26 protein-coding genes and 2 pseudogenes are annotated in these 21,580 nt (G+C 68.6%); 24 read left to right on the top strand and 4 right to left on the bottom strand.

Annotated elements, in window-relative coordinates; genetic code table 11:
- The first annotated feature begins 483 nt into the window (after positions 1-483).
- The 18 genes and pseudogenes from QQM72_RS09055 to QQM72_RS08965 all read left to right on the top strand — a co-directional run bounded on the left by QQM72_RS09055 (position 484) and on the right by QQM72_RS08965 (position 12,832).
- Entirely contained in the window at positions 484-1,239 is a 756-nt protein-coding gene (locus QQM72_RS09055) for a DNA-methyltransferase (protein WP_314220274.1), read from the top strand.
- A gap of 250 nt (positions 1,240-1,489) precedes the next feature.
- Positions 1,490-2,032 (top strand): DUF4913 domain-containing protein, encoded by a 543-nt coding sequence (locus QQM72_RS09050; RefSeq protein WP_314220478.1) that lies wholly within the window; start codon positions 1,490-1,492, stop codon positions 2,030-2,032.
- Positions 2,029-2,514 carry a hypothetical protein gene (locus tag QQM72_RS09045; RefSeq protein ID WP_314220273.1) on the top strand — a complete coding sequence of 162 codons (486 nt, stop codon included), beginning with the start codon at positions 2,029-2,031 and terminating at the stop codon, positions 2,512-2,514. Before QQM72_RS09050 ends, QQM72_RS09045 begins: the two co-directional genes overlap by 4 nt.
- 18 nt (positions 2,515-2,532) lie before the next feature.
- Positions 2,533-3,205: pseudogene (locus QQM72_RS40855) on the top strand (hypothetical protein).
- Between the two features lie 18 nt (positions 3,206-3,223).
- A pseudogene (locus QQM72_RS09030) lies at positions 3,224-3,969 on the top strand (hypothetical protein).
- A 147-nt stretch (positions 3,970-4,116) separates the two neighbouring features.
- The gene (locus QQM72_RS09025; protein WP_314220270.1) at positions 4,117-4,470 is read left to right on the top strand and encodes an SH3 domain-containing protein; all 354 of its coding nucleotides are present in this window, start codon (positions 4,117-4,119) and stop codon (positions 4,468-4,470) included.
- Positions 4,471-4,565: 95 nt separating this feature from the next.
- Positions 4,566-5,048 (top strand): hypothetical protein, encoded by a 483-nt coding sequence (locus QQM72_RS09020; protein ID WP_314220269.1) that lies wholly within the window; start codon positions 4,566-4,568, stop codon positions 5,046-5,048.
- Positions 5,045-5,488: a hypothetical protein gene (locus QQM72_RS09015; protein ID WP_314220268.1), complete on the top strand. Its 444-nt coding sequence runs from the start codon at positions 5,045-5,047 to the stop codon at positions 5,486-5,488. The genes QQM72_RS09020 and QQM72_RS09015 overlap by 4 nt, the downstream gene beginning before the upstream one ends.
- A gap of 10 nt (positions 5,489-5,498) precedes the next feature.
- A complete protein-coding gene (locus tag QQM72_RS09010; protein ID WP_314220267.1) occupies positions 5,499-5,912 on the top strand; it encodes a hypothetical protein in 414 nt (137 codons plus the stop codon).
- Positions 5,913-5,954: 42 nt separating this feature from the next.
- The gene (locus QQM72_RS09005; protein ID WP_314220266.1) at positions 5,955-6,797 is read left to right on the top strand and encodes a winged helix-turn-helix transcriptional regulator; all 843 of its coding nucleotides are present in this window, start codon (positions 5,955-5,957) and stop codon (positions 6,795-6,797) included.
- A complete protein-coding gene (locus QQM72_RS09000) occupies positions 6,794-7,297 on the top strand; it encodes a regulator (RefSeq protein ID WP_314220265.1) in 504 nt (167 codons plus the stop codon). The genes QQM72_RS09005 and QQM72_RS09000 overlap by 4 nt, the downstream gene beginning before the upstream one ends.
- Entirely contained in the window at positions 7,294-8,529 is a 1,236-nt protein-coding gene (locus QQM72_RS08995) for an MFS transporter (RefSeq protein ID WP_314220264.1), read from the top strand. The genes QQM72_RS09000 and QQM72_RS08995 overlap by 4 nt, the downstream gene beginning before the upstream one ends.
- Before the next feature lie 32 nt (positions 8,530-8,561).
- Positions 8,562-8,864, top strand: a complete 303-nt coding sequence (locus QQM72_RS08990) for a hypothetical protein (protein WP_314220263.1) — start codon at positions 8,562-8,564, stop codon at positions 8,862-8,864.
- 52 nt (positions 8,865-8,916) lie between these two features.
- Entirely contained in the window at positions 8,917-10,146 is a 1,230-nt protein-coding gene (locus tag QQM72_RS08985; protein WP_314220262.1) for an ATP-grasp domain-containing protein, read from the top strand.
- Entirely contained in the window at positions 10,143-11,015 is an 873-nt protein-coding gene (locus QQM72_RS08980; protein WP_314220261.1) for a DUF317 domain-containing protein, read from the top strand. Before QQM72_RS08985 ends, QQM72_RS08980 begins: the two co-directional genes overlap by 4 nt.
- 29 nt (positions 11,016-11,044) lie before the next feature.
- Positions 11,045-11,533 (top strand): hypothetical protein, encoded by a 489-nt coding sequence (locus QQM72_RS08975; RefSeq protein WP_314220260.1) that lies wholly within the window; start codon positions 11,045-11,047, stop codon positions 11,531-11,533.
- 33 nt (positions 11,534-11,566) lie between these two features.
- Complete coding sequence (locus QQM72_RS08970) at positions 11,567-12,562, top strand: SpaA isopeptide-forming pilin-related protein (RefSeq protein ID WP_314220259.1); 996 nt, start codon at positions 11,567-11,569, stop codon at positions 12,560-12,562.
- Between the two features lie 96 nt (positions 12,563-12,658).
- The gene (locus QQM72_RS08965) at positions 12,659-12,832 is read left to right on the top strand and encodes a hypothetical protein (protein ID WP_314220258.1); all 174 of its coding nucleotides are present in this window, start codon (positions 12,659-12,661) and stop codon (positions 12,830-12,832) included.
- A 120-nt stretch (positions 12,833-12,952) separates the two neighbouring features.
- Here the strand turns inward: QQM72_RS08965 and QQM72_RS08960 are convergent, their stop codons facing one another.
- Positions 12,953-13,510, bottom strand: coding sequence for a helix-turn-helix domain-containing protein (locus QQM72_RS08960; RefSeq protein ID WP_102908859.1), 558 nt, complete (start codon positions 13,508-13,510; stop codon positions 12,953-12,955).
- A 114-nt stretch (positions 13,511-13,624) separates the two neighbouring features.
- Here QQM72_RS08960 and QQM72_RS08955 point away from each other — a divergent pair, with 114 nt between their 5' ends.
- Positions 13,625-13,864 carry a hypothetical protein gene (locus QQM72_RS08955; protein ID WP_146046172.1) on the top strand — a complete coding sequence of 80 codons (240 nt, stop codon included), beginning with the start codon at positions 13,625-13,627 and terminating at the stop codon, positions 13,862-13,864.
- A 457-nt stretch (positions 13,865-14,321) separates the two neighbouring features.
- Here QQM72_RS08955 and QQM72_RS08950 read toward each other — a convergent pair whose 3' ends face one another.
- Complete coding sequence (locus tag QQM72_RS08950; protein ID WP_314220257.1) at positions 14,322-15,845, bottom strand: gamma-glutamyltransferase; 1,524 nt, start codon at positions 15,843-15,845, stop codon at positions 14,322-14,324.
- 321 nt (positions 15,846-16,166) lie between these two features.
- Positions 16,167-16,886 (bottom strand): leucine-rich repeat domain-containing protein, encoded by a 720-nt coding sequence (locus QQM72_RS08945; RefSeq protein WP_314220256.1) that lies wholly within the window; start codon positions 16,884-16,886, stop codon positions 16,167-16,169.
- Positions 16,887-17,356: 470 nt separating this feature from the next.
- Between QQM72_RS08945 and QQM72_RS08940 the strand changes: the two genes are divergently transcribed.
- Positions 17,357-17,818, top strand: coding sequence for a TSCPD domain-containing protein (locus QQM72_RS08940; RefSeq protein ID WP_314220255.1), 462 nt, complete (start codon positions 17,357-17,359; stop codon positions 17,816-17,818).
- A gap of 194 nt (positions 17,819-18,012) precedes the next feature.
- Here QQM72_RS08940 and QQM72_RS08935 read toward each other — a convergent pair whose 3' ends face one another.
- Entirely contained in the window at positions 18,013-18,582 is a 570-nt protein-coding gene (locus tag QQM72_RS08935; RefSeq protein WP_314220254.1) for a hypothetical protein, read from the bottom strand.
- A 361-nt stretch (positions 18,583-18,943) separates the two neighbouring features.
- Here QQM72_RS08935 and QQM72_RS08930 point away from each other — a divergent pair, with 361 nt between their 5' ends.
- From QQM72_RS08930 to QQM72_RS08915, 4 genes are all read left to right on the top strand, one after another.
- Positions 18,944-19,261, top strand: coding sequence for an IS3 family transposase (locus QQM72_RS08930; protein WP_314220253.1), 318 nt, complete (start codon positions 18,944-18,946; stop codon positions 19,259-19,261).
- A 127-nt stretch (positions 19,262-19,388) separates the two neighbouring features.
- The gene (locus QQM72_RS08925) at positions 19,389-19,859 is read left to right on the top strand and encodes a hypothetical protein (RefSeq protein ID WP_314220252.1); all 471 of its coding nucleotides are present in this window, start codon (positions 19,389-19,391) and stop codon (positions 19,857-19,859) included.
- Between the two features lie 130 nt (positions 19,860-19,989).
- On the top strand, positions 19,990-20,412 hold the full coding sequence (locus tag QQM72_RS08920; RefSeq protein WP_314220251.1) for an endonuclease VII domain-containing protein: 423 nt from the start codon (positions 19,990-19,992) through the stop codon (positions 20,410-20,412).
- Between the two features lie 202 nt (positions 20,413-20,614).
- Positions 20,615-21,163, top strand: coding sequence for a GNAT family N-acetyltransferase (locus QQM72_RS08915; protein ID WP_314220250.1), 549 nt, complete (start codon positions 20,615-20,617; stop codon positions 21,161-21,163).
- Positions 21,164-21,580 lie beyond the last annotated feature (417 nt).

Genomic DNA, 21,580 nt, shown 5'->3' with positions numbered 1-21,580 from the left:
GGGCATGGGTGGGTAGCGAGACGTCATGAACGTGTCCTTGGGGGTGCGGTGTCCGGCATACCGCGTGCGCGAGGCGTCTCGGAAGGGCGCGGCAGCCGGGGTGGGCGATCGGGACGGACCAGTGCGGGGCGAGTTGCCGCTCGCTCCGCGTGGCCGGACCGTGAGCTAGGTGTGCCGGGGCAAGGGGTACCTCCGTGAGGTGTGGCAGGGGAGTGGCCAGCGGCGGTGTGCGCCGGGCGGTTCAAAAACAGTAGGCGCGGATCGGCGGTTGACCAAAAAGTCGGCGTGAGGTGCCGGAAACCGATACCTCGACAGGGCACTTCTTGGGCGTCGGCGGTTTCGCCTCTACAGTTTTTGGACTCTCCCCTCGCCCTCCTCAGTCTGCGGCCCTGGGCTTCTGCATGCCCACTTCCGGCCCGCGAGGACTCCTGCGCGAGGCGACTATTTCTCTCCGCGTTTCCGCACCCGAATCGGGGTTTTTCTTTGCCTTTTTCCCTTCACCAGGGCGACGCTCTGGCCGTTCTCTCCGGCCTTCCGGACGGCTGCGTCGACTCCGTCATCACCGACCCGCCGTACAACAGCGGAGGGCGGACCGCGAAGGAGCGCACCACGCGCTCCGCGAAGCAGAAGTACACCTCCGCCGACGCCAAGAACGACCTCGCCGACTTCACCGGCGAGAACATGGACCAGAGGTCCTACTCGTTCTGGCTGACGCAGATCATGACCGAAGCCCACCGCCTTACCAAGACCGGCGGGACGGCCCTGCTGTTCACCGACTGGCGCCAGCTCCCGACGACGACGGACGCGATCCAGGCGGCTGGATGGCTGTGGCGCGGTGTCCTGGCCTGGCACAAGCCGCAGGCCAGGCCCCAGAAGGGCCGGTTCACCCAGAACTGCGAGTTCATCATCTGGGCCAGCAAGGGGCCGATCGACGGCTCCCGCAACCCCGTCTATCTGCCTGGCATGTACTCGGCTTCGCAGCCCTCTGGCGCGAAGCGCCAGCACATCACGCAGAAGCCGGTCGAGGTGATGCGCGAGCTGGTCAAGATCAGCCCCGAGGGCGGCACGGTCCTCGACTTCTGCGCCGGCTCCGGCTCCACGGGCGTGGCCGCCCTGCTGGAAGGCCGGGACTTCATCGGCGTGGAGAAGACCGAGCACTACGCGTCGATCGCGGCCGACCGGCTCACCGAGACGATCCACGCAACCCTCACGCAGGACGACGTGGTTCTCACCGCCTGAGCCGCGTCCTTGCCCGTCGCCAAGGCGACCAGCTCCCACGCGCAGCCGTAGGCGAAATACCGCCCGGAGGAACGTGCAATCCGCCGGCGGCGCCGCGAGGGCGCCCCCGACCTTCTCTCATTCCGCGTCTCGTAGGAGGCCGAACATCTCAATGTCCGAATCCGAAAAGCCTGCCGACGATGGAGAGTTGGAGCCGATTCGTATTCCGGATCCACAGCTGGAGGGAATCGAGGCGAGCGTGCGGCGGCTCATGGAGCAGTCGGCGCAACAGGCTCAGCAGCTCGACCACCTCGCGTCCGCCCCGTCGCCGAGTGGATCACCGTTCGCCGCGTTCGGCATGCCGGGACTCGGCGGCCCGCCGGCCGCCGCTCCACCGGAGCCCCGTCCGATCCTGGAACTGGACGGAGAGGAACGCGAGGACGAACTCGACGCCCTGTCCGACTGGGTCGACGACTTCTTCCTCCCGGTCTACGGGGCGGAGGTCACCACCGCGGCGCCCTGGTGCCTGCAGTGGCAGGAGCACGACGACGTCGTGGCCTGGCTCCATGCCTTGTGGCTCGCCTACCAGCAGCACAAGGACCCCGAAGCCGGGCTCTCCGGTCTGTTCGTGTGGCAACGGGACTTCCTCACCCACGCCGTCGCGGCGATCCGCGCACCGGGCGGCCCGCTGTCGGCCTGCATGACCTCTCCCGACCGGCCCGCACACCGTCTCCTGCCCGGTCCGCCGCCGTCCGTACGGACGGAGACGGCGGCCACGGCGGAAGCCGCTGACCAGGTCGAGCCGGCGTCATGACCGAGGGACAGGGACAGCCCGCCTTCGGACTGAGCTTCGATCCACGCGCGCTGACCGATCTCCTCCAGGCCCCCAGCGACATACGCGATCTCACCCTTGCCTACCTGCAGGAAGTCGTGAACGCGCAGCGCTTCGGACTGCGCCTCGACGGTGACCTGGAGGGCTGTCGAAAGCTGTTCGTGGACTCCCGCAAGGACTGGCGCGTCGTCTACGCCGTCCGTCCGGCGCCCGCGGAGTCCGCCCACCACAAGGAGATCCACGTCGTCGCGATCCGGCCGCGCGCGGGCAACGACGTCTACGACGAGGTCGGCCGCCGTCTGGGCATGACTCGCCGGCCGCTGAGCGCCCGCACTCACGCGGCACGCTCCCGTTCCCCGCAACTGGCCACCCACGGGCCCGTGCCCCGGCCCGGTCCGCCACCCACTGCGCCACCGGGTCTGCCCCGTCCCGCACCGAACCCCGCGCACCATCCCACCCGCTGAACGCACGGAGCGTCGCCTATGCCCCCTGAACTCGCGCCGACACCCTCCCGGCGTGCGGTCTCCCCGCTCGACCATCGCCTCGAAGCCGCCACCTGGCACGACATCGACACCCTGTGGGTCTACTGCGACCGCGGCGTCCTCGACGAGCAGCACGCCCAACTGGTGGACCGGCACCGGAAGCTGGCCAAGACGCAGACTGGCGTCATCTTCCATCTGCGCCTCCTCAACCGCCTGTCCAGCGGTGAGTTCGACGTCGACGGCACTCTGTTCACGCGGATCGACCGCACCGTGGACCAGTTGGAAGAGGCTGCCGACGCGCGGGACGCCGCTGCCCGGGATGTGCTCGCCGCCCTGGAGCCCATCGAAGCCGCAGCAGCTCTCGACTGACGACCAGGCGGCGCTGCTCGCCATCGCCGGCGGCGCCAAGCTCTACGAACACCTGCTGACCGGCCGGATGTCCGTCACAGCCGCCTCCGGCACCCGCATCCCCCACACCAAGCTACGGCGGCTGGAGGACGCCGGCCTGGTCGCCCGCGACACCGGCCCCCCGTACACGCTGGCCAGCCGGTCGCGCTCACCGACGCCGGAAGAGCCGCGCTGTCCGCCGCCCGCCGGGCCCCCCACGACGCAGACGCCGAAGGTCCCAGCTCGCCCCGGCATATCGCCGTCCACTCCGGCGCAGCGGCGCTGAACTCCACCGAAAGGCCCCTTGTTGTCTCCCACCGAACCGGCGCCGGTCCGGAAGTCCATCCCCCAAGTCGACTTCGATCTGGACGACCTCGACGCCGACGAGGAGAGGTACCTCGACTTCTACCGCAAGGTCGGCGTCCACGAGGACATGCTCGTCCCCCTCGCCGAACATCACGACGGTCCACACAGCTACTACGTCCTGTTCGACCGCACCGCGACCTGGGGACACACCCCGGCATGCCCCAGGTGCTCGCCGTGCATCTGCAACGGGACCACGAGAACCGGACGTTCAGCTTCGAGAAGGCCCCGCTACCGCTGCCCGCGATGGCGCAGTCCTGGCTCATCCACCGCGGCTGCCCGCACGATGCCATCGGCCTCGACCCCGAGCTGGGCCCGCCGCCGGCTGACGAGGCCACGCGAGCGCTGGAGCGACGCCTCGCCGGCGACGGCGACCACTACGCCATGGGCTACTCCTACACCAGCGACGACCCCGACGACATGGTCGTCGTCGTGGCCCTGCGCGCCCTGGACGAGCGTGCCCCGTCGCCGTTCCGCGTCGTGGTCGAAGAGGTCGACACCGAGACGTGGACGCACACCCTGCGCGAGGGCGGCTTCGACACGGTGGGCGAGGCCCTGCAGTGGTGCGACGACCGGCTCACCGGCGAGGCCGACCCTCTCCCGCCGGTCCGCCCGGCAGCCGTCGCCAGCCGCCTGGCCGGTGTGGCGAAGGCCCCTTCTCCGCGCCCGCCCGGCCGTTCGCGCTGAGCTCTCAGCCTGACGCGGGCGGCGCAACATAGCCGACGATCGCCGGTTAGCCAAACCGGCGATTCTCCGGACTCTTATACAGCCGCCGGGACAACCCCGCGGCGCCCTTCCCTACATTCCCCACGCCTTCACGGAGGTTTCTTCCGCATGCGCTCCACCCGAATTGCCATATCCGCCGCGATGCTCGGCGCACTCGCTCTGCCGGTGCTGTCCGCCACCACCGCCAACGCGGCACCGACCACCGCCTCCGCCTCCGCTCTCCCCGCGAGCAACTGCTCGTCCCTCCCGCCGCTGCCGTACGCAGTGCACGCCAAGGCCGTGACCATCCGGTCCAAGGCCAGCTCGAAGTCCACGGCGCTCGGCGTGCTCTACAAGAGCCACAAGTTCACCGTCTCCAAGAAGAGCGGCAACTGGGTCTACATCACGGACAAGACGACCGGCGTGAAGGGTTGGGTCTCCGGCACGTACGTGTACCGCGACGTCCGTATGTGCCTGGACTGACCGGACTTCAGCACGTCCCGGCAAGCGGCTGATCGCCCAGTACGGGGCCCCTCACATTCCCTACGCATCGGCCTATCCAGAACAGGAGATCCCCCTTGTCCGACGGCATGTCCGAGGATTCTGCGGATGTCGTGGGCGTGCTCACCGAACGGATCGAAGCGCGCTTCGACATGGGCATGGACCAGTTGAAGGCCGCGGTCGCCGCCGCGCCGACCGCGAACCCTGACGCCACCGACGTCGTCAAGTGGCACGGCCTTCTCGTTGAGGCCCAGTCCGTGCTGGAGCGCGCGGAGGACGACCTCCTCGCTGCACTGCATACCCAGCCCAGCGAGGTCGACGACCCGACGATGGGCCTCGCTCACCAGGTGAACGCGGCCGTCACGGCCCGCGACGGCCGGGCCCTGGTCGTGCGATGGCTCCTCGACCCGGACGCCCCAGGGAAGAAGGACCTCGCCGCAGAGCGCCTCGCCCGTCTTCGGCCCCGCACCGGGCCAGCGGTGCAGACCAGCGCCCCCAACCGGCCTGCGAGTACAGCCGCACCGGCGACGGCGTGGCGGTCGACGAGGGCCGCCCGATGAGCCGGGACAAGGCCAGCACCATGGACGGCGACCTGCAGAAGGTCTTCGGGAAGCCGGTACCCGAGCTGTACGAGGCGGCTGCCGGCCACGATGCCTCGCCCGCGTTCGCCCGTGCCCTGGAGTTGCGGTCCTTCCTGGCGCTCACCGAGGAGCAAGTCGCCCGTGTCCGCGACCGCGTATACGCCGACATGGATCCCGACCGCGACATGAGCGAACTGTCGGCCGACAGGCTCCGCTTCGACGCGCAGTGGCTGGACGCGGCACTGGAGGCCCGCGACGGCTACCGCGCCGCCCTCGGCGAGCTGCTGCGCACCATGCCCCCGCCTGAGCAGCAGGCCCGGCCCGTCCGCACGGCACCGCTCAGCGCCACCGCAACCCTGCCCCCGTCCGCTGCCCCGGCACCCCCGCGTGCCGGGGCGGCCCGGGCCCGCCGACCGTGAAAGCCCTCGATTGCCCCACCCCACGTCCACCGACATAGCCGGACGGATCGAGGACCTGTACGGCGCACCGCTCGCCGACCTCGAAGCCCAGGCCCAGGCCCAGCCGCCCGGCATGCTCTCCGCCCTGCTCGGCATGCACGACGATCTCGCCCTCGCCGAGCGCAGCATCGACTTCCACCGCGACCACCTCGCCCGGCTCATCCACCCCGAGCGGCAGATCGGCCCGCACGAGGTTTCCCACCTCCTCGACGGTGCACGCCGCCTCGCCGAAGCCGTCGCCGTCCGCGAGGTCCAGGCCAAATCGGTCGCCGCCGTCCTGCAAAGCCTGGCCCGCATCCCGGCCCCGACGCCGGCCCCGCCGACTCCCTCGCCGCCTGCTCCAGCTCCGCCTCTTGCGGCGCAGAGCCCGGCGCACAGCCGCTGACCCGCAGGCCATCCCCCTTTCGTTCACCCAGGAGTTCCTCCCTTGGCCATCACCGCTCTGCCCCCTGACACCGACGCCGACATCGCCCGGGTCACCGAGGCCCTGGCCATGATCACCCCGCGCTGGAACGTGAGGATCCTCCTGGCCCTCTCCGGCCCGCCGCTGCGCTACAGCGAGCTGGCGGCCAAGGTGTCCTGGCTGCAGAACGGCCAGCTCCACCCCAAGCTCAAGGCGCTGTGCGACGCCGGACTCGTCGAACGCACCGAACACACCTCACGGCACGTGACCTATGGCCACACCAACCGTGGTGTTGCCCTGCTGCCGGTCCTGCCGATGATCGTCACCTGGGCCGAGGAACACTTGGAGAAGGCGGACCGCCCGCTGCCCGCGATCGAGCAGATCGAGGACAGCCTCACCCTGCTCACCCGGCGTCACGCCGCCGCCATCCTGTGGGTGCTCAAGTCCCGCCAGGAGGTCAGCGGGCGGGCCCTGGCCCGGATCGTGATGCCCAGCAGCGACTGGACCAACATCTACCCGCCGCTGCGGCAGCTGGTCGCCGACGGCCTCGTCGACACCAAGGGCACCGGCCGGCCCTACCGGCTTTCCGCAGCAGGCGACGGCCTGAGCCCCGTTCTCGGCACCCTGTCCGCATGGTCCGCCGGGCAGCCCCTCGACCAGGCGTCCCAACACCCGGTCTGGGGGAACCCGCAGGCGAAGCCCGCGCAGAGGCCGTGGGTCAGCAGCCAGTCACGACCGGCCCCCGCGGCGCTCCCGCGCGCTCGGACGCCCCAGTCCTCTCCGGCGTGGCACAACCGCGATCTCTTCTCGCACGCCACGATCGCCCGCCCGAAGGCAGCCATCCCGGCGGGAGGCCCGCGCCGATGAGCATCCTCTACAGCTCTGCCGAAGTGCACCGCGCTGTCAAACTGCTCGCCTCGCGCCCCCTGGTCCGCCTGGTCACCGAGATCGACGACAACGGCGCCATATCGCCGCGACGGCTGCCCGGCGTCCTGCCCGACCTCTCCACGCACCAATTGCGGAGCGTTTCGGACACGGCCCGCGCCCACGGTCTCGTCCGGGTTGCGCCCGGCGCCGGTCTGGAACTGACCGACGGCGGGATGGAGTTGGCAGATCTGTACGACGTGATGGCCCGCTGGGCCCGGCGTCACGCCGTCCCGGCCCCCGTCTGCGAGTTCAGCAGCCGTATCCGGCACGTCCTCGACCTGTTGGCACCATCGCTCACCGCCGAGCGAGCCGATGCTCCCTCCCCGCTGATCGGCGACGGAGCCGAGGCGGGGCTGGCTCGTCCCCGCACGCTCCTGATCCAGTGGCTGGCCGACAACCCCCAGGTGGCCAGGGTGTCTGAGCCTGAGCCGGTCGCGTGAACGCAGCGGTCACACCCCGGCACGCACGCAACACGGGCGGGCTGATGCGCAGCATCTACCTACCGCGCACGACGGACGCGTTGGCGTTCGCGATGTCCACCTACGGCATCCCGCTGCTCGTCCTGGCCACGACGCGCTCCGCCGCACTGACGGGCGCAGCCTTCGCCCTGGAGTGGATCCCGCGGCTGGCTGCGTTCGGGTGGGCCGGATCGGTTGTCGACCGGCGCGGTGCTGCGTTGGTCTTCCACCTGGCCTCCCTGGGCCGGGCGCTGGCCCTCGCCGTCGGCGCGGTCCTGCTCCACCTCCACCCATCCGGCACCGTGGCGAGCGCGACCGTGATGGTGCTGGCGGCGACGACCGGCGTGCTCACCGAGTTCAGCTATATCGCGGCCGAGACTGCGGGTGCCGCCGCCGGACGCCGAGCAGGACGGCGGGCCCACCGTGTCCAGGCTGTCCTGCTCGGCATCGACCAGACGGCGACCCTGGCCGGTCCGGCGCTCGCCGGAGTGCTCTTGCTTGCCGGGCCGCCGTCGATGCTCGCGGTGATCACCATGCTCTCGCTGCTTGCCGCGCTGCTCGCCCTGCGCACCCCGCCCTCGCCCGTGGCGCCGGCCCGTTTGCCGAAGGGGCAGTCCGGCGCCGGACTGCTCACCGGGTGGCGCACCATCCGCTCGCTGCCCGCGCTCGGCTGGCTCGTGACCGGGCTGACCTTGTCCAACCTGGCCACCGGCCTTCTCCAAGCGGCCGGACCCGTGATCGTCGTCAAGCATTTCGGGCAGTCCACCACCGCTGTCGGCCTGGTCTGGTCCGCCGCTGCCGCAGCGACGCTCCTCAGCGTCACGCTCTGCCGGTTCGCGCTCGACCGCCTCGGCCTGTGGTCGGTTGGCGCCGCCTGCGCCGCCGTCTCCTCGTTCGGCTGTCTCGCAGCTGCCCAGGCCCCCGACTACCGGTCCTACCTCGTCTTGGTCGCGGTCCTCATGGCGGGCGAAGGCGGCATGACGGTCGTCCTGCGCACCCTGCGCTCCCGTCTGATCACTCCGGAGAAGTTCGGCAGCACCCTGTCGGCGACGATCCTCGTCCTCCTGCTGCCCTTCCCCGTCGCCGGCGTGCTCACCGCGCTCACCCCGCCCGACGCGCTGGGCCACGTCATCACCGTCTGCGCCGCGCTGCAGGCCCTGGGTCTGTTCTGCACCTTCGCCCGCCTGCGCACTGATCCCGCCCTGCGCGCCTGATCCTGCTGCGCCCCCAGCCTGTGGAGAACTTCATGCCCATCGCCGCCCTCGGATCGCACCGCGCGACCGGTCGCACCATCACCGAGCAGTTCCACGCCTTCGACGCCCGCAACCCGCACGTCTACTGGGCCCTGGAGGGCATGGCCGCCCGCCGTCTGGCCGCCGGCGCCACTCGGGTCAGCTTGAAGGACCTGTTCGAGGACCTGCGCCGCCAGCTCCCTCAGGGGGGCGCCGGGTTGAACAACAACTACACCGCTCTCTACGCCCGCCGACTGATCAGCGAACACCCTCACTGGGCTGCGGCGTTCGAGCTGCGCCGCCGCCGTGCCGCCTAAGACGCTCCTTTCTTCTCTCGCCCTGCCGTCCACCGATACGGAGAACCCCTTCTTGTCCGCTCGTCCTCTCGTGCTCGTCGTTTCTCCCGGCGACGAGACCTATCGCGGCTACTGCCTGGAGCAGGTGGCTGCCGCGTACGACGTCGTCCTGCTCACCGGCACCGAGCCGTCGTGGGAGAAGCCGTTCGTCGTCGACCACGCCGTCGTCGATCTGAGCGACCCCGCAGCGCTGCTTGCCGGCGGTCGGGCGCTGGCCGAGCGCCACGATGTTGCAGGCGTGGTCACCTGGGACGAGTGGCACCTCGTCCCCACCGTCCGTCTCGCTCGCGCGCTCGGTCTGTCCTCGACGTCCGTCGAGGTGATGCGGGCCTGTCGCAACAAGGCCACCGCCCGGATTCTGTTCGCCCGCCATGGCGTGCCCTCGGCCGCCTCGATGAGGGCGCGGACCCTGCTGGAGGCTGGCCTGGCGACGATGACCCTAGGCTTGCCGGCGGTCATCAAGCCGGCGGCTTTCGCGGGCAGCATCGGCGTGATCCGCGTCGACCGGCCCGAAGAACTGCCCGCCGCGTTCGCGTTCGCCTCGGCCGGTGCGAGCCGCAGTCGCGACGACACCGGCGTGCTGGTCGAGGAGTACCTCGACGGGCCGGAATTCTCGGTCGAATGCGTCACTTACCGCGGAGCGACCACGGCGGTCGCCGTGACCCGCAAGCACCTGGGCCCCGCGCCGTACTTCGACGAGGTCGGGCACACCGTCGATGCCGCAGACCCGCTCCTGGCCCAGGTCGCCCCGACCGCCGCTGCTGCGGTCAAGGCCCTGGGGATCACCGACGGTGTGCAGCACGTCGAGCTGCGCCTGGTGGACGGTCGGCCGCGGTTGATCGAGGTCAATGCCAGGATCGGCGGCGACATGATCGGCCACCTTGTCCGTCTGGCCACCGGCATCGACCTGCCCCGGGCCGCCGCCGACCTCGCCTGCGGCCGAGCGCCGGACCTCACCCCGACCCGCAGCGGGGCTGCGGGCATCCGCATGCTCTACCCGGATACCTCCGGCACCCTGATCGCCCGGCACATCAACCAGCCCTTCGCCGCCCACACGCCCTGGCTGCGCCAGGTGCAGTGGATCCGCGAGATCGGCGACGAGCTCGTCCTGTCGCCCGACGGCGACCTGTTCACCGCCCGGGCCGGGTTCTACATCGTCACCGGCCGCACCACTGCCGAGGTCACCGAACGCCTCGACACCGCCGCCGACGAGATCACCGTCACCACGAGGGCAGACCGATGAACCCACAGCTCGAGTCGCACCACGAGATAGACGGCGACGTCTACGTCTCCCCGCGCCACCTCGCCTCCACCACCGGAACCGGCGACCCCGCCCTCGCCCCGCTGCTCGACCTCGGCTGGGACCTGCGGTACGACGAGGACTCCAACGTGTATGTGACCGCTCCCGACCGGCGCGTGCGCCTGGGCTACCTGCCCGAAGGCGAGGACGACGGCCTCTGGCGCATCAACGCCTACAAGGACTCCTTCGGACCGCCGGCCTGGGGCGTCTGCTTTAACGACCGCGTTCCCACCGAGTTTGTCCAGGCGTTCACCACCATCCTGGCCACGGCGTACGAGCAGGGGCCGGATGCTTACCTTGCCCGGCCGATCTCCGGCATCGACGAGCACGATCCCTTCCTCGCGGTCGTGCCGCTTCTGAAGCAGGGCTGGGAGATCGACCGTCCGCGCTGGGGCGTCTTGGCGGTCCAGGCCCCGGACGGGCTCGCCGGCATGGAGTTCACCACCGGCGACCTCGATCCGGAAGCCGAACTGACCACGCGCGACGCGCGCTGGCAGCTGTGGGCGGGCAAGTCCATTGACCGGCCCGTCTGGTACGCCACGGCCAGCACCGACACCCCGGTCGCCCTGCTCACCGCCGTCACCCAGTGCGTCGCCGATCCGGCTCCCCTGCCCCGGTGGCGCGAGGTGACCTCCAGCTACATCAAGGGGATGGCCCAGCTCACCCCGATCCTCCCGCCGGGCCCGTCGGCTCCCACTCCGCTCGACGTGCAGCGGGCCGTCTCCTCCCGCCGTCCGGCTGCGCTGCCCGCGGCCAGCGTCCCGCGCTGGAGCACCACCAGCCGACCGGCCCTGCCCGGCCCGCGCCTGTAGGACCAGCCAGACCTCGACCGGAGCCTCTCTTGTCCGTGCAAGCCGCCGAGTTCTTCGCCGAGCTGTGCCTTCCCTTCCACGACCACACCGTTGTTGGCAACACCTACTTCGCTATCCCGATCCCCGATGCACCGCTGCGGATGCGGATCGACTTCACCCCCACCATCCACGCGGACACCTACGGAGGGCTGCGTGTCACCGTCGTTCATCCGGAACGCGGCGAGATCGACGCGGTGGCGCTCAGCTTCGTGGACCACGGGACCTTCCACCGCCGCGATGAAGCCACCAATACCCGGCCGAACACCAAGCAGTACGGCACCTTCGACACCTATCACCGCCCCGGCCGCCCGCCGTGGGACGGGGCTGTCACCACCGGGCTGCGCGACGCCATCGAGCAGTACACCGCCGTCTGGTTCCCCGGCGCCTGGGCCGCGTCCAGGCCCAGGCTCGCGGTTGGCCGCACCCCGCGCAGCACTCCCACCCAGCCGGCTACCCCAGTCGTCGGCCGCACCCGCTGACCTGCGCCGACCGATCAAGGAGTCCTCTTCCCCGTGCACGCATGTCTCGTCCGATCCGCTGCTGCCCTCGCTGTCGCGGCCGGCACCCTGAGCTGGGCGCCGGCCGCGAGTGCCGAGCCCTCCGAACCGACCCCCTCGGCCTCCGCCGCTCCCGCCGCGACACCGGCTTCGGACGCGGGCAGCGTCGAGATCACTACGAAGGACACGGCCGGAGACGTCTTGCCCGGCGCCGCGTTCCTGCTGCTCGACTCCGCCGGCCAGGAAGCCGCACGCGGACAGAGCGACGTCCAGGGGAGGCTGATCTTCCCCGACCTCGCGCCGGGCGTCTACCGGCTCAAGCAGACGGCTTCCGGCAGCCCGCTCCACGAGGTTGTCAGCGATCAGGACGTCATCGTCACCCCGAGCGCGACCACACGGCTGACGATCACCGACCCGTTCAAGTCCGCCAAGGTCCTCCTGCAGGCCAAGGACGACAAGTCCGGAAAGCTCCTGCCCGGCGCGACCGTGAACATCGGCACCGGCACCTCCACGCTGCTCACCCTGACTACCGGCACCAAGGGCGCCGCCTCCGGAGAACTACCCGTGTCGAGCCGCAGGACGCAGTTCTGGGTCAAGGAGATCAAGGCTCCTGCCGGCTACGACTTCTACAAGCCGATGAAGACGTTTACCGCAGGTCCCGGCGCCCCGGTGACGGTGACCGTCACCAACGCCAAGACGGCCACCGACCCGAAGCCTGCCCCCTCCAGTAAGCCGACGCACAGGCCCACCGACTCCCCGTCCAGTCCGGGCAAGCCGAACAGCGGTACCGCACGTGCCACGCCCTCCGCCTCGGGCAGCGACACACCGGAGCCCGACTCCTCACCCGTCGCCGCGACCTCGGTCAAGGAGTCCACGCAGAAAACGCCGACGGGCTCCCTCGCCCACACCGGAGCCGACGCCACTCCGTGGCTGATCGGTGGCGCGGCCGTGCTGATCGCAGCAGGCGGAGGCGCTCTCCTCCTGGCACGCCGCAGCCGCACGCAGAGCTGACCCGCCCTCCACGACTCCGAGCCCCCGGATTCCACAGCCTGGAATCCGGGGGCTCTGTCGTCCACGAACGCGCGCGGGCCTCGTTACGTTGCCGCAGTGATCGACCCCTCTTCGCTCCCCGGCGATCTCTCCGGGCTGCACCTGCGCATCTCCTACGACGACGAACTCTGGGTTATCCCGCAGGCCGACACGCTGGAGCGCTGGAATGTGGCCGCCCTGCACCGCCGAAGCACCTGCGCTGCGGTGCACGAGCTGGCCAACTATCGCTGAAGGTCACAGTCGACATGAGGTTCAGTTGTCCTGTGCCACGTGCAGGCCAGATGTTGCCATTGGGATCCGTCGAACCCCACCGCAAACACCCGTGGAGCGAAAACCGGACACAATGCCCTCTCAGTCGACCCGTTCCTCAAGGAGCTTGTGAACCTTGCGCAAAGTGGCGTCGTCCGCTCGGGCCAGGAGGGAGACCACCATGCCGAGTTCGGCAGCCCGGCTTGCGGTCGGGCGCTCGTGGGCCGTCTGCCGCGAGTCCTCGTCGTCGTCCGGAAGGCCGCCGAGTGCGCTTCGTCGTGCTTCGCGGATCCTGCTCGTGAACTCGACGACGACCGGATCGCCGTCGTCGCCATCGAGCGGGTCAAAGACGATCAAGTCCTGCCGGTAGCCATCTGGTGAGATTTCTTCCACCGCACCAACCGCACCGTAGACACTCAGTAGATTTCGCATCTGTCCGAGGGCGGGTGTGCGCTTACCGACCTCGATGAGGCGTAGGTACTCGGAAGAGAACCCGAGCTTGGCCGCCGCATCGGCGCGGGACAACCCGGCCTTCCAGCGCAGGCGCTCCAGGAGCCCACCGAAGCGGCTGTTGTCCGCTTCTCCGGGCCCTACGACCATGTCCACAAACGGCGACGGCTCGCCAATGTGGGTCTCCAGCTGCCTATCACCGTCATCCACGCCGCAAGGCTACCCCAACTATTGACTAGTTGGAATTTGTTGCGCACCCCGTCAGAGCTGTCATAACCTCCAACTACTGGCAACAACGCCGACCACTTGTTGGAGATGATGGGCATGGAGATGGACAACTACGACGACTGCTCCGAGGCCGCTGCACTGGCCAAGAAGACCGGGCCCTCGGGTGGGATCTACGCGCTTCCTGGTGTGGGAAAGGCCGCCACAGGCGCGCGCCAGTTCTACGACGAGATGGCCCCGCTCGCGACCGACTCGACCCGGGTGCGGGCTGCCAAGGAGGTCTTCCGTTGGGGCTCTGCGGCTGTCGGGATGGCGGCAGTTGCGATAATCACGCTGTAAGCAGCGCCAGTCGACAGGAGGCGCGCTGCATGAGAAGTCAGTCCGGCTGCCCGTGCCATGTGGCGGGCCCGCATCTGGGCGCCCGCGAGCTCCGTGACGTTTGCATCCCGGCCCGGCGGGGCCTCAGGTGTCGCCGGGCATCGGCTCGACGTCCGGGCCCCTGCGTGTGTCGCCCGGGTGATCGCCGACGTGGCCCCGTCGGTCGTGGTCAACGCATCAAACAGCGGGGCCGACTGGACGTACGCTTCGACAGCGGCGCAACGCAGGAGCGGTCGCGGACCAGGCTCCGCGGCGCCCGTGAGTTCCTTCGCTGACGCCGCGATGGCCAACTATCCCTGAGGGAAATGGCCGACCACCGTTGAGCACCGACCGCTCACCAGGGGGCGTCTCTGGCCAACTATCGCTGAAGGTCGCAAAGACGAGGTAACTCCTCGCCACGGTCGTCGCGCGAGGAAAGCTAGGCGCGTGCGGGGGGCAGGTCGTAGCGGCTGACGGCCAGGTAGGTTTCCGGCGTCGCTGCTTCGAGGAGGCTCTCGTCGCCCTCCAGGTCGAGTTCCGGCTCCTGGGGACGACGGAGAAGGTCGCTCCAGTTGCTCGCTGCACCTCGCTCGTAGGCGTCGCGGAGTAGGGGCCGCAGCCGTGGGCGGGCTTCTTCTTGCTGTTCGCGGAAGATGCGCCGCTGGGTGAGTCGCTGTTCTTCCTGGGCTTCGTCGCTGAGGTCCAGGTCGGCGGGCGGCTGGTCCTCGGCGCGCAGTCCCGGGGTGCGCCGGGCGATGGCGAGGTCCTCCTCGTGGAGGCGCTCACAGGCGGCGAACAGCTTCCGGGACATGCCGAGGTGGACCTCCGTGCCGGGGATGCGGCAGCTCAGGAAATCGTCAAGGCCCACGGAACGGATTCCGACGAGCAAAGCGTGCTGTTCTGTGCCGGTCGCTGCTCCGCGGGCGTCGGCCCGCATGGCGAGAGTAAGGCTGTCGTCTTCCAGGGGCGTGGTCAGCCCGGAGCGCCGGCGGCGGGAAGCGCGGTCGGCGGCAACGGGTACGGTGCGCAACTGCGAGGCGGGAGCCGAACGCAGTGCCAGGTAGGCCAGCATCTGGGCGCGGGCGGCACCGATGAGCGCGTCGTCGCTGTCGCCGAGGCGATCCTCCAGGTTGCCTAGGCCCGCTGCCTCGTCGTCGGCATCAGATTCGGCAGGTGCGAGCGGCGCCTGGCCGGGGTGCAGGTCGTGGTCGATCGTGAGGAAGAGGTCATCGTCAGGCCGTACGGACGCCCCGACCAGGACGGTGCGGTCCCCGTACGCGCCGAGAGCCTTGCTGCCGGCCGCCAGCTGCGCCCACCCCTCGCGGAGTCTCCTGAGCCCCACGTCGCCGCCCTTGGCCTCGATCAGCCAGTAAAGCTCCTCCGTCTCGTGGAGCCCCCACAGGTCGGGCAGCTTCTTCTTCGGATCCTTGAACGTGTCATACAGAGCAGGGACGGGTCCGCCGAGTTCGAGGTGCTCGGTCTGGCCGAGGCCCAGCAGCGAGCGGCAGGCCCACTCGGTCATCGTCATGCCCAGCCGGTAGCCGGCGGCATTCTTCGCGCTGCGCTCGGTGCCGTGCGCATAGACCGGATTCCAGGTCAGGCGCCGGCCCTTGGCCCCCGGCACGGGATGCCGGGGCGTCACGGGGTGTGCGCCGAGGTAGGCGTACAGCGGGGAGACGCGGGCGACGAGTTCCCCGTGGGCGTAGCGCGGCTGGTTCTGCAGGTGCGGGGTGACGTCGCGGCCGACTTCGGTGGCGGCCTTGATGATCTCCCGCCACGTGGTGGTCGGCGCGTACCAGCCGTCGGCGGCCGGGAATCCGTCCGATCCGGTCCATGCCTTGTGCTTGGCCGTCCGCCACTGCCGCCGTGGCTTCTTCGCGGGCCCGCTACGGAACAGGACCGGTATGTCGAAGCTGTCGGCGTAGGTCAGCGGCGGCTCGTCGGGGACATGTGCGGGGATCATGCAGATCACCTTGGCACGGCCGCAGACCGCTCCCGGCGCCGGGTGCCGAGCCGTCCGCGGAACTGTGACGGGGTGGTCCGACCCCCCTTCGACACTTGTCCCGTCTCAACTGATCTGGCCCCGGCCCGGAGCTGTGACCTGCGGCGACCAGGTCGGTTGAGATCTGCGGATGTGGGTGGTCTCAGCTGATCTGGTAGCGGGCGAGTGCATGCCGGAGCTTGTCCCAGTTGGTCTGGTCTGGCTCTGCCGTTTCGAACTGCTACCACGCCTGGATCGTCAGCCACGACTGGCAGCCCCGGCAGAGAGCTTCTCCTCGCTCAGTCACGTCAGGACGATGCATCCCCGCCGCTCCAGCGTGGTCACCATTTGCGGGGCGAGCTCGCATGGGTTCCAGCGCAGATCCAGCTTTTCCAGTGAGGGCATGTCGACGACCCAGTCCGGCAGCCGGGTGAGGCGGTTGCTTCGCACGTCCAGCTGGCGTAGTCGGGGCAGGCCCGCCAGCATCTCCGGCAGTTCGGCGAGTGCGTTCTCCCGCAGGTCCAAGTGGCGTAGTTCGCGTAGGTCGGCTGCAGACGGCGGCAAGCTCTCCAGCACGTTGCCCCTCAGCCAGAGTTCACGGAGGTTGCGGAGGCGGCCGATACTGGCGGGCAGCGTGCCCAGCCGGTTGTGCTGTGCCCGGAGCTCGATCAGGGCGGCCATCCGGCCGACGGCCTCGGGCAGGGTGGCGAGAGCGTTCTCGCCCACGTTGAGGTAGCGCAGCCGCGTCAGGTTTCCCAGCGAGCCCGGGAGCTGGGACAGGTTGTTGTCGTGCAGGTACAGACAGCCGCTGAGGCCGGTCAGGTCGCCGAGCTCGTCCGGGACGGACGTGAGGCTGTTGTGGCCGAGGTCCAGGGTGGTCAGCCGGTACAACCTCCCGATCTCGGCCGGGAGGGCGGTGAGTCCGGTGTCCGCAAGGATCAGCACGTTCAGCTCGGTGCGTTGCCAGACCGACTCGGGTACTTCTCCGAGCTGTTGACGCCACAGATTCAACACGTGCTGCACAGCCTGATCCTTTTCGATGATGATCCGGACTTGATTCCTGTCGAAACAGCCCTCGGGCCAGTGGCGAGCCCGTGCACGTACGTTGCTGTCACGCGCTCGCGTCCCGCAGCACGGAAGACAGCCCGTGGCAACGGTACCGCCCCGGAAGCCCGGGGTTACCGACACGCCCACAGACCCCAACACCACCGTGCAGTTGGGGTGTTGTAGTCACTGTGCCCCTCGTGGCTTCAGGCGGGCTCGTTCGGCGTGCCGTGTTTGGCGCCGTCTGCCTCCCGCCCCTACGGTAACCCCAACATGTTGTGGTCGTCATCGACTTGATGCCCACAGCTTGTGTATTCGTTTGCGCTCTGCCTAGATTCGCGACTAAGGATGGGGATCATTCCATGGCCGAACGGTTCGGTGACAGCACGACGCGAACGCGTAGCGGGGAGCACGCTGTCGAGCCGGCCCGGCAGCATCCTCTGCGGCGCATGCAGTCGACGACCCGGTCGTTCACTGTCGGCGAGGGCAAGGGGTACCTGACCGTCGCATGCACCGAGGACGGGGCCCCCGCCGAAGTGCTGATCCGTATGGCCAAGCAGGGCTCCACGCTCGCGGGCATGATGGACGCCTTCTCCTCGACCATCACCCAGGGCCTCCGGCATGGGGTTCCGCTCAGGGCGTTCGTCACCGACTACGTCGGAATGCGCTTCGAGCCCGCCGGCCTCACCAACGACCCAGAGATCAAGCAGGCCAGTTCCGTCATGGACTATGTCGGCCGCCGCCTGGCCCTCGACTACCTGCCCTACGACCTCCGGATGGAACTCAACGTCCTCACCACCGAAGAGCGGGCCACCAAGGAAGCCATCGACGGAGTCGGCGACGCCGTGTGGACCGACCTGGTGGGCCTGTCCATGTCCGCTCCCCTCGTGGCACGACCACGCCGTAGCTGACCCCTCAGCCTGGCCCGAATGCGGTCGTGGAACGGACGGACAGCGGACCAGGTCACCTGAGACCACAATCGATTCGGGCCAGACCACTTGAGGCGGAAGCCAGATCATTCGAGACGGGAGGCGCAATCTTGAAGCCACGAGTACGTTCGGTGGCCTGCTGAACGCACGAGGGAGTTCTCGACTCGCCGTGCGCCCTACTCCTCGTCGTCCTCGTACGGGATGGGCACCAGGGGGAACCGGTCCTTGATGGTCGCCCATGCCTGGCTGCTCATCTCGGTCTTGAGTACGTCAGCGTCACGGGGAAAGTCGTCGAGGTGCGGGCAGTCGATGAGCCTGTACTGCTGGGAGAAGTGCTGCCAGCAGTAGGCCGCTCCGGCAGCGAAGATGTGCTTGCCGAGGGGTTGCATGCAGTCTGGGCAGGTGGCGACAGGCCCAAGGTACTCGTGGATGTCGAGGGCAATGTCCCCACAGCCGGTGTACTCCATGAGCCCATCGGGCATGGCCATGGTTTGCGCCGTCTCCCGCAGTTCCAGCGTCCGCAGGGTCTCGGTTGCCTTCACAGGCTCGCTGGCTGCCGTGAGCGCGAAATTTTCAAGAGCCGCAAGCCACTCCTCGCGGTTCGCGTACGGTTCACGGTTGCGGACGTCGAACCAGAGATGAGCGAAACACCCGACGACAGCTTCGGGCCGATCGAGCAGCGGCGTGAGCGTGATGCAGGAGCCATCGGTCTCGCCGCAGCTCGGGCAAGTGTCAGGTATCGCCACAACGGTGCAGTGTACGTTGGAGCTCCGTGCTGCCTGTTGCCGTCGCATTCCGGCGGCAAGCACCGACACTGAGGGCTGGGGCCTGTAGGCCCGTCCCAGTGTTGCTGCGGTCGCCGAGCACGTCGCCGAACGCGAACCCGCCGCCCGCCGCCGAATTGAACCGGGCACTCAAGGCGTTCCGTGGCGCCTTTGTGCTTATCTCGGCGATCTCCCCTCCAAGCCGCCGAGTCCCACGCGGTCAAACTTCAGTGGCAAGCGGTCAAGATTCAGTGTCACCGGACAACAGTTGTCCTTCGACAGCGAAGTTAGTCGTGGGCAGACCGCTGACCACCACGCCGACCACGGCTGTCAGTACACGTCCGTGAAGCTGACAACGCGCCTGGTCCGGGCCGGTATCCAGGCGTCCATGGGCTCGGTCGGCGACTCGTTCGACAATGCCCTGGCGGAGAACCTGTGGATGGTCATCAAGACCGAGTGCATCCGCGGCCGCGTCTTCGCCACCAGGGCCGAAGCGAACCTTGCGCTCTTCGAGTACATCGACGGCTTCTACAACCCCCGCCGCATCCAGAAACGGCTCGGCTACCTCAGCCCGATCGAATACGAGGAGAAGCACTACACCGACCAGGCAGCGACCGAACAAGTGAACCTGAAACCACGTCAACCCGCTCTGACCAGCTAGTCAGCCACTCCCGCACTGCGGGGGAACCTCAGGGATAGTGCGCATCTGTCAGTGGCGGGGCCCGGAGCCCGCGGGAACACGGTCAAGAGACAACCTCGCTGTCAGTGGCCGTACCTAGGATTCCTGTGTGACCGAGCACCCTGAATCCACACTGCAGCAGTTGAACACCGAGATCTTAGGGGCCTACGGCTGGCCGCCCTTCGGCGGTATGTTCGACATAATCGAGGAGTGGCCAGCCGGAATCCCCACCAAGATCGGCGTCTATGTCTTCCTGGCCGGTGGCGACAAGCCCATCACCTATCCGGTCGGCGAGTCCTCGATCGTCTACTTCGGCAAAGCAGAGCAGCAGCGTGGAGTGCGGGGCCGGGTCAGCCAGCATCGAGGCAGGATCAAAAACGGCCCTCACGAGCGCTGGGCTGGGCATCCGGCGCACGAGTGGCTGATGGCACGAGGAGGCTTCTGCGCGTATTCGCTGGCTCCCGACCGCGATCCGGCTCACCCACTGGGCCACAGCGCCTCATGGGTGGAGCACGAGCTGATTAAGGCGTTTCAGCGTCTGCACCGTACACGTCCTGTGGGCAACGGAACCGCTGCGTGAAGCCTGCCTGCTGGTCCTGCCCTGCGGAACAAGCGAGCGCATGCACAGACGACGGGTGGTTCGACGCCCTTGGCCTCGGAAGCCGAGTGACCTCTCGGCTCAACAGCCGGCGCGCCTGGAGAAAGGACCCGTGAAGGTCGGAATGTCGGTGATCAAGGGCACACCCAAGTGCGCATGCTGCGGAGGAAGGAACGAGCGCAGATTCGTCTCCAGCGGAGACGAAACCGTGTGGACGTACGTATGCGACAGCGCCAAGTGCAACGAAGATCAGAAGGAGATCGCCAGGAGGGCGGCGAGGCACGGCATTACGTACGACAGGTACTCGGAGATCCACTTGAGTCAAGGCGGTCGGTGCCCGGTATGCGGACAACACCTCGGGAAGTTCGACAAGGATGTTGTGATTGACCACGATCACTCGTGCTGCCCCGGGAAGGCATCCCGCGGTGATTGCGTGAGAGGCATCCTTCATCGGCGGTGCAACTCCGTGATCGGCTACCTCGGCGATGACCCGGACAAGTTTGAACGGATAGCCGAGTACCTCCGGGGCTACTGAGGGTGAATGTGGGCAACCGTCAGAGCGCCTCTGCTGACCACCTTTGTTGTTCAAGGACAGCCGTTGTCCTTCGATAACGAAGTCGATCGGTAGGTAAGCGCTGATCTGCGGCGACTATGTTGAATGACAGGGCCTAGAACGGATCTCTGGCCTGGGCTTCTGTTTCGGGTCACGCCCATGGGCGTGCGATAGGTTGCCCGGCATGACTGAGTTAGGACCCGTCGCCTGGCCACCTGCCCCGATAAGGACCGATCGGCTCCTGCTCCGCGAGTCCGAGGCTCGGGACCGCGCGGCGTTCATCGAGCTGTTTACCTCGCCGGAGGTGCGCACCTACCTTGGTGGCCCTCGACCGCACGATGAGCTTGAACGCACGGTGCCGGAGGTGCCCGGTCGGCGCCCCGGCGTTTTCGTGATCGAGCTCGACGGCGCGTTGATCGGCACGGTCATGCTCGACCGGCGCGACGCGGAGCGTCCGGGGCACCTCCGCCCGGACGCCGAAGAGGCCGAGCTCGGCTACATGTTCCTGCCGCACGCGTGGGGACACGGGTACGCAGTCGAGGCATGCGCGGCGGCACTCGACTGGTTCACCGACACGCTTCCCGGCGAGCCGGTGGTGCTCTGCACCCAGACCGCCAACGACCGCTCGATGCGCCTCGCGGCAAAGCTGGGTTTCACCGAGGTGGAGCGGTTCGAGGAGTACGGCGCCGAGCAGTGGTTCGGCGTGTGGTCCCCGGTCACGGTGTCCGGCTGAGGCTGGATTGGGCGGCTTCGTCTTCCGTGTGGGCGCCCTGGTCTTGTTGGTGCTTGAAGTGGTAGCGCATGGATGCGTAGGAGACCAAGTAGTCGTGGTTGTCCATGAGCTTGCTCCAATGCCCCTGACGTTGAGGTTGTCGGTGAGCATGCTGTCGATTAGGCCGATGGGAGACTGCCTCTGAGCGGGGCCCTTCCCCGGGAGGGCTTCCCCTTCGACTGGGCGTGAGGCGTCCAGCGCGAGGCGGACTGTCCGAGGCGGCGCAAGATCCGCCCCGACCAGTACGGCCACCCACCGCCCCCAGCACGTCATCTCCTACAACTAGGTTCGCTGGCAAGGAAGACGGAACGACTGGGTTCGCTGTCAATCGCCTCGATTGGATGACAAAGGACAACAGTTCGCCGGGGGCAGACAGGA

The sequence above is a fragment of the Streptomyces zaehneri genome (assembly GCF_032248645.1).
GTDB classification, from domain to species: domain Bacteria; phylum Actinomycetota; class Actinomycetes; order Streptomycetales; family Streptomycetaceae; genus Streptomyces; species Streptomyces coriariae.
The sequence above is the reverse complement of the archived record's forward strand: the minus strand, read 5'-3'. Positions and strand labels throughout refer to the sequence as shown.

Coding starts and splice junctions, on each gene's coding strand:
- QQM72_RS09050 (WP_314220478.1), top strand. CDS start 1,490: ATGGAGCAGTCGGCGCAACAGGCTCAGCAGCTCGACCACCTCGCGTCC.
- QQM72_RS09045 (WP_314220273.1), top strand. CDS start 2,029: ATGACCGAGGGACAGGGACAGCCCGCCTTCGGACTGAGCTTCGATCCA.
- QQM72_RS09025 (WP_314220270.1), top strand. CDS start 4,117: ATGCGCTCCACCCGAATTGCCATATCCGCCGCGATGCTCGGCGCACTC.
- QQM72_RS09015 (WP_314220268.1), top strand. CDS start 5,045: ATGAGCCGGGACAAGGCCAGCACCATGGACGGCGACCTGCAGAAGGTC.
- QQM72_RS09000 (WP_314220265.1), top strand. CDS start 6,794: ATGAGCATCCTCTACAGCTCTGCCGAAGTGCACCGCGCTGTCAAACTG.
- QQM72_RS08990 (WP_314220263.1), top strand. CDS start 8,562: ATGCCCATCGCCGCCCTCGGATCGCACCGCGCGACCGGTCGCACCATC.
- QQM72_RS08980 (WP_314220261.1), top strand. CDS start 10,143: ATGAACCCACAGCTCGAGTCGCACCACGAGATAGACGGCGACGTCTAC.
- QQM72_RS08955 (WP_146046172.1), top strand. CDS start 13,625: ATGGAGATGGACAACTACGACGACTGCTCCGAGGCCGCTGCACTGGCC.
- QQM72_RS08950 (WP_314220257.1), bottom strand. CDS start 15,845: ATGATCCCCGCACATGTCCCCGACGAGCCGCCGCTGACCTACGCCGAC.
- QQM72_RS08940 (WP_314220255.1), top strand. CDS start 17,357: ATGCAGTCGACGACCCGGTCGTTCACTGTCGGCGAGGGCAAGGGGTAC.
- QQM72_RS08915 (WP_314220250.1), top strand. CDS start 20,615: ATGACTGAGTTAGGACCCGTCGCCTGGCCACCTGCCCCGATAAGGACC.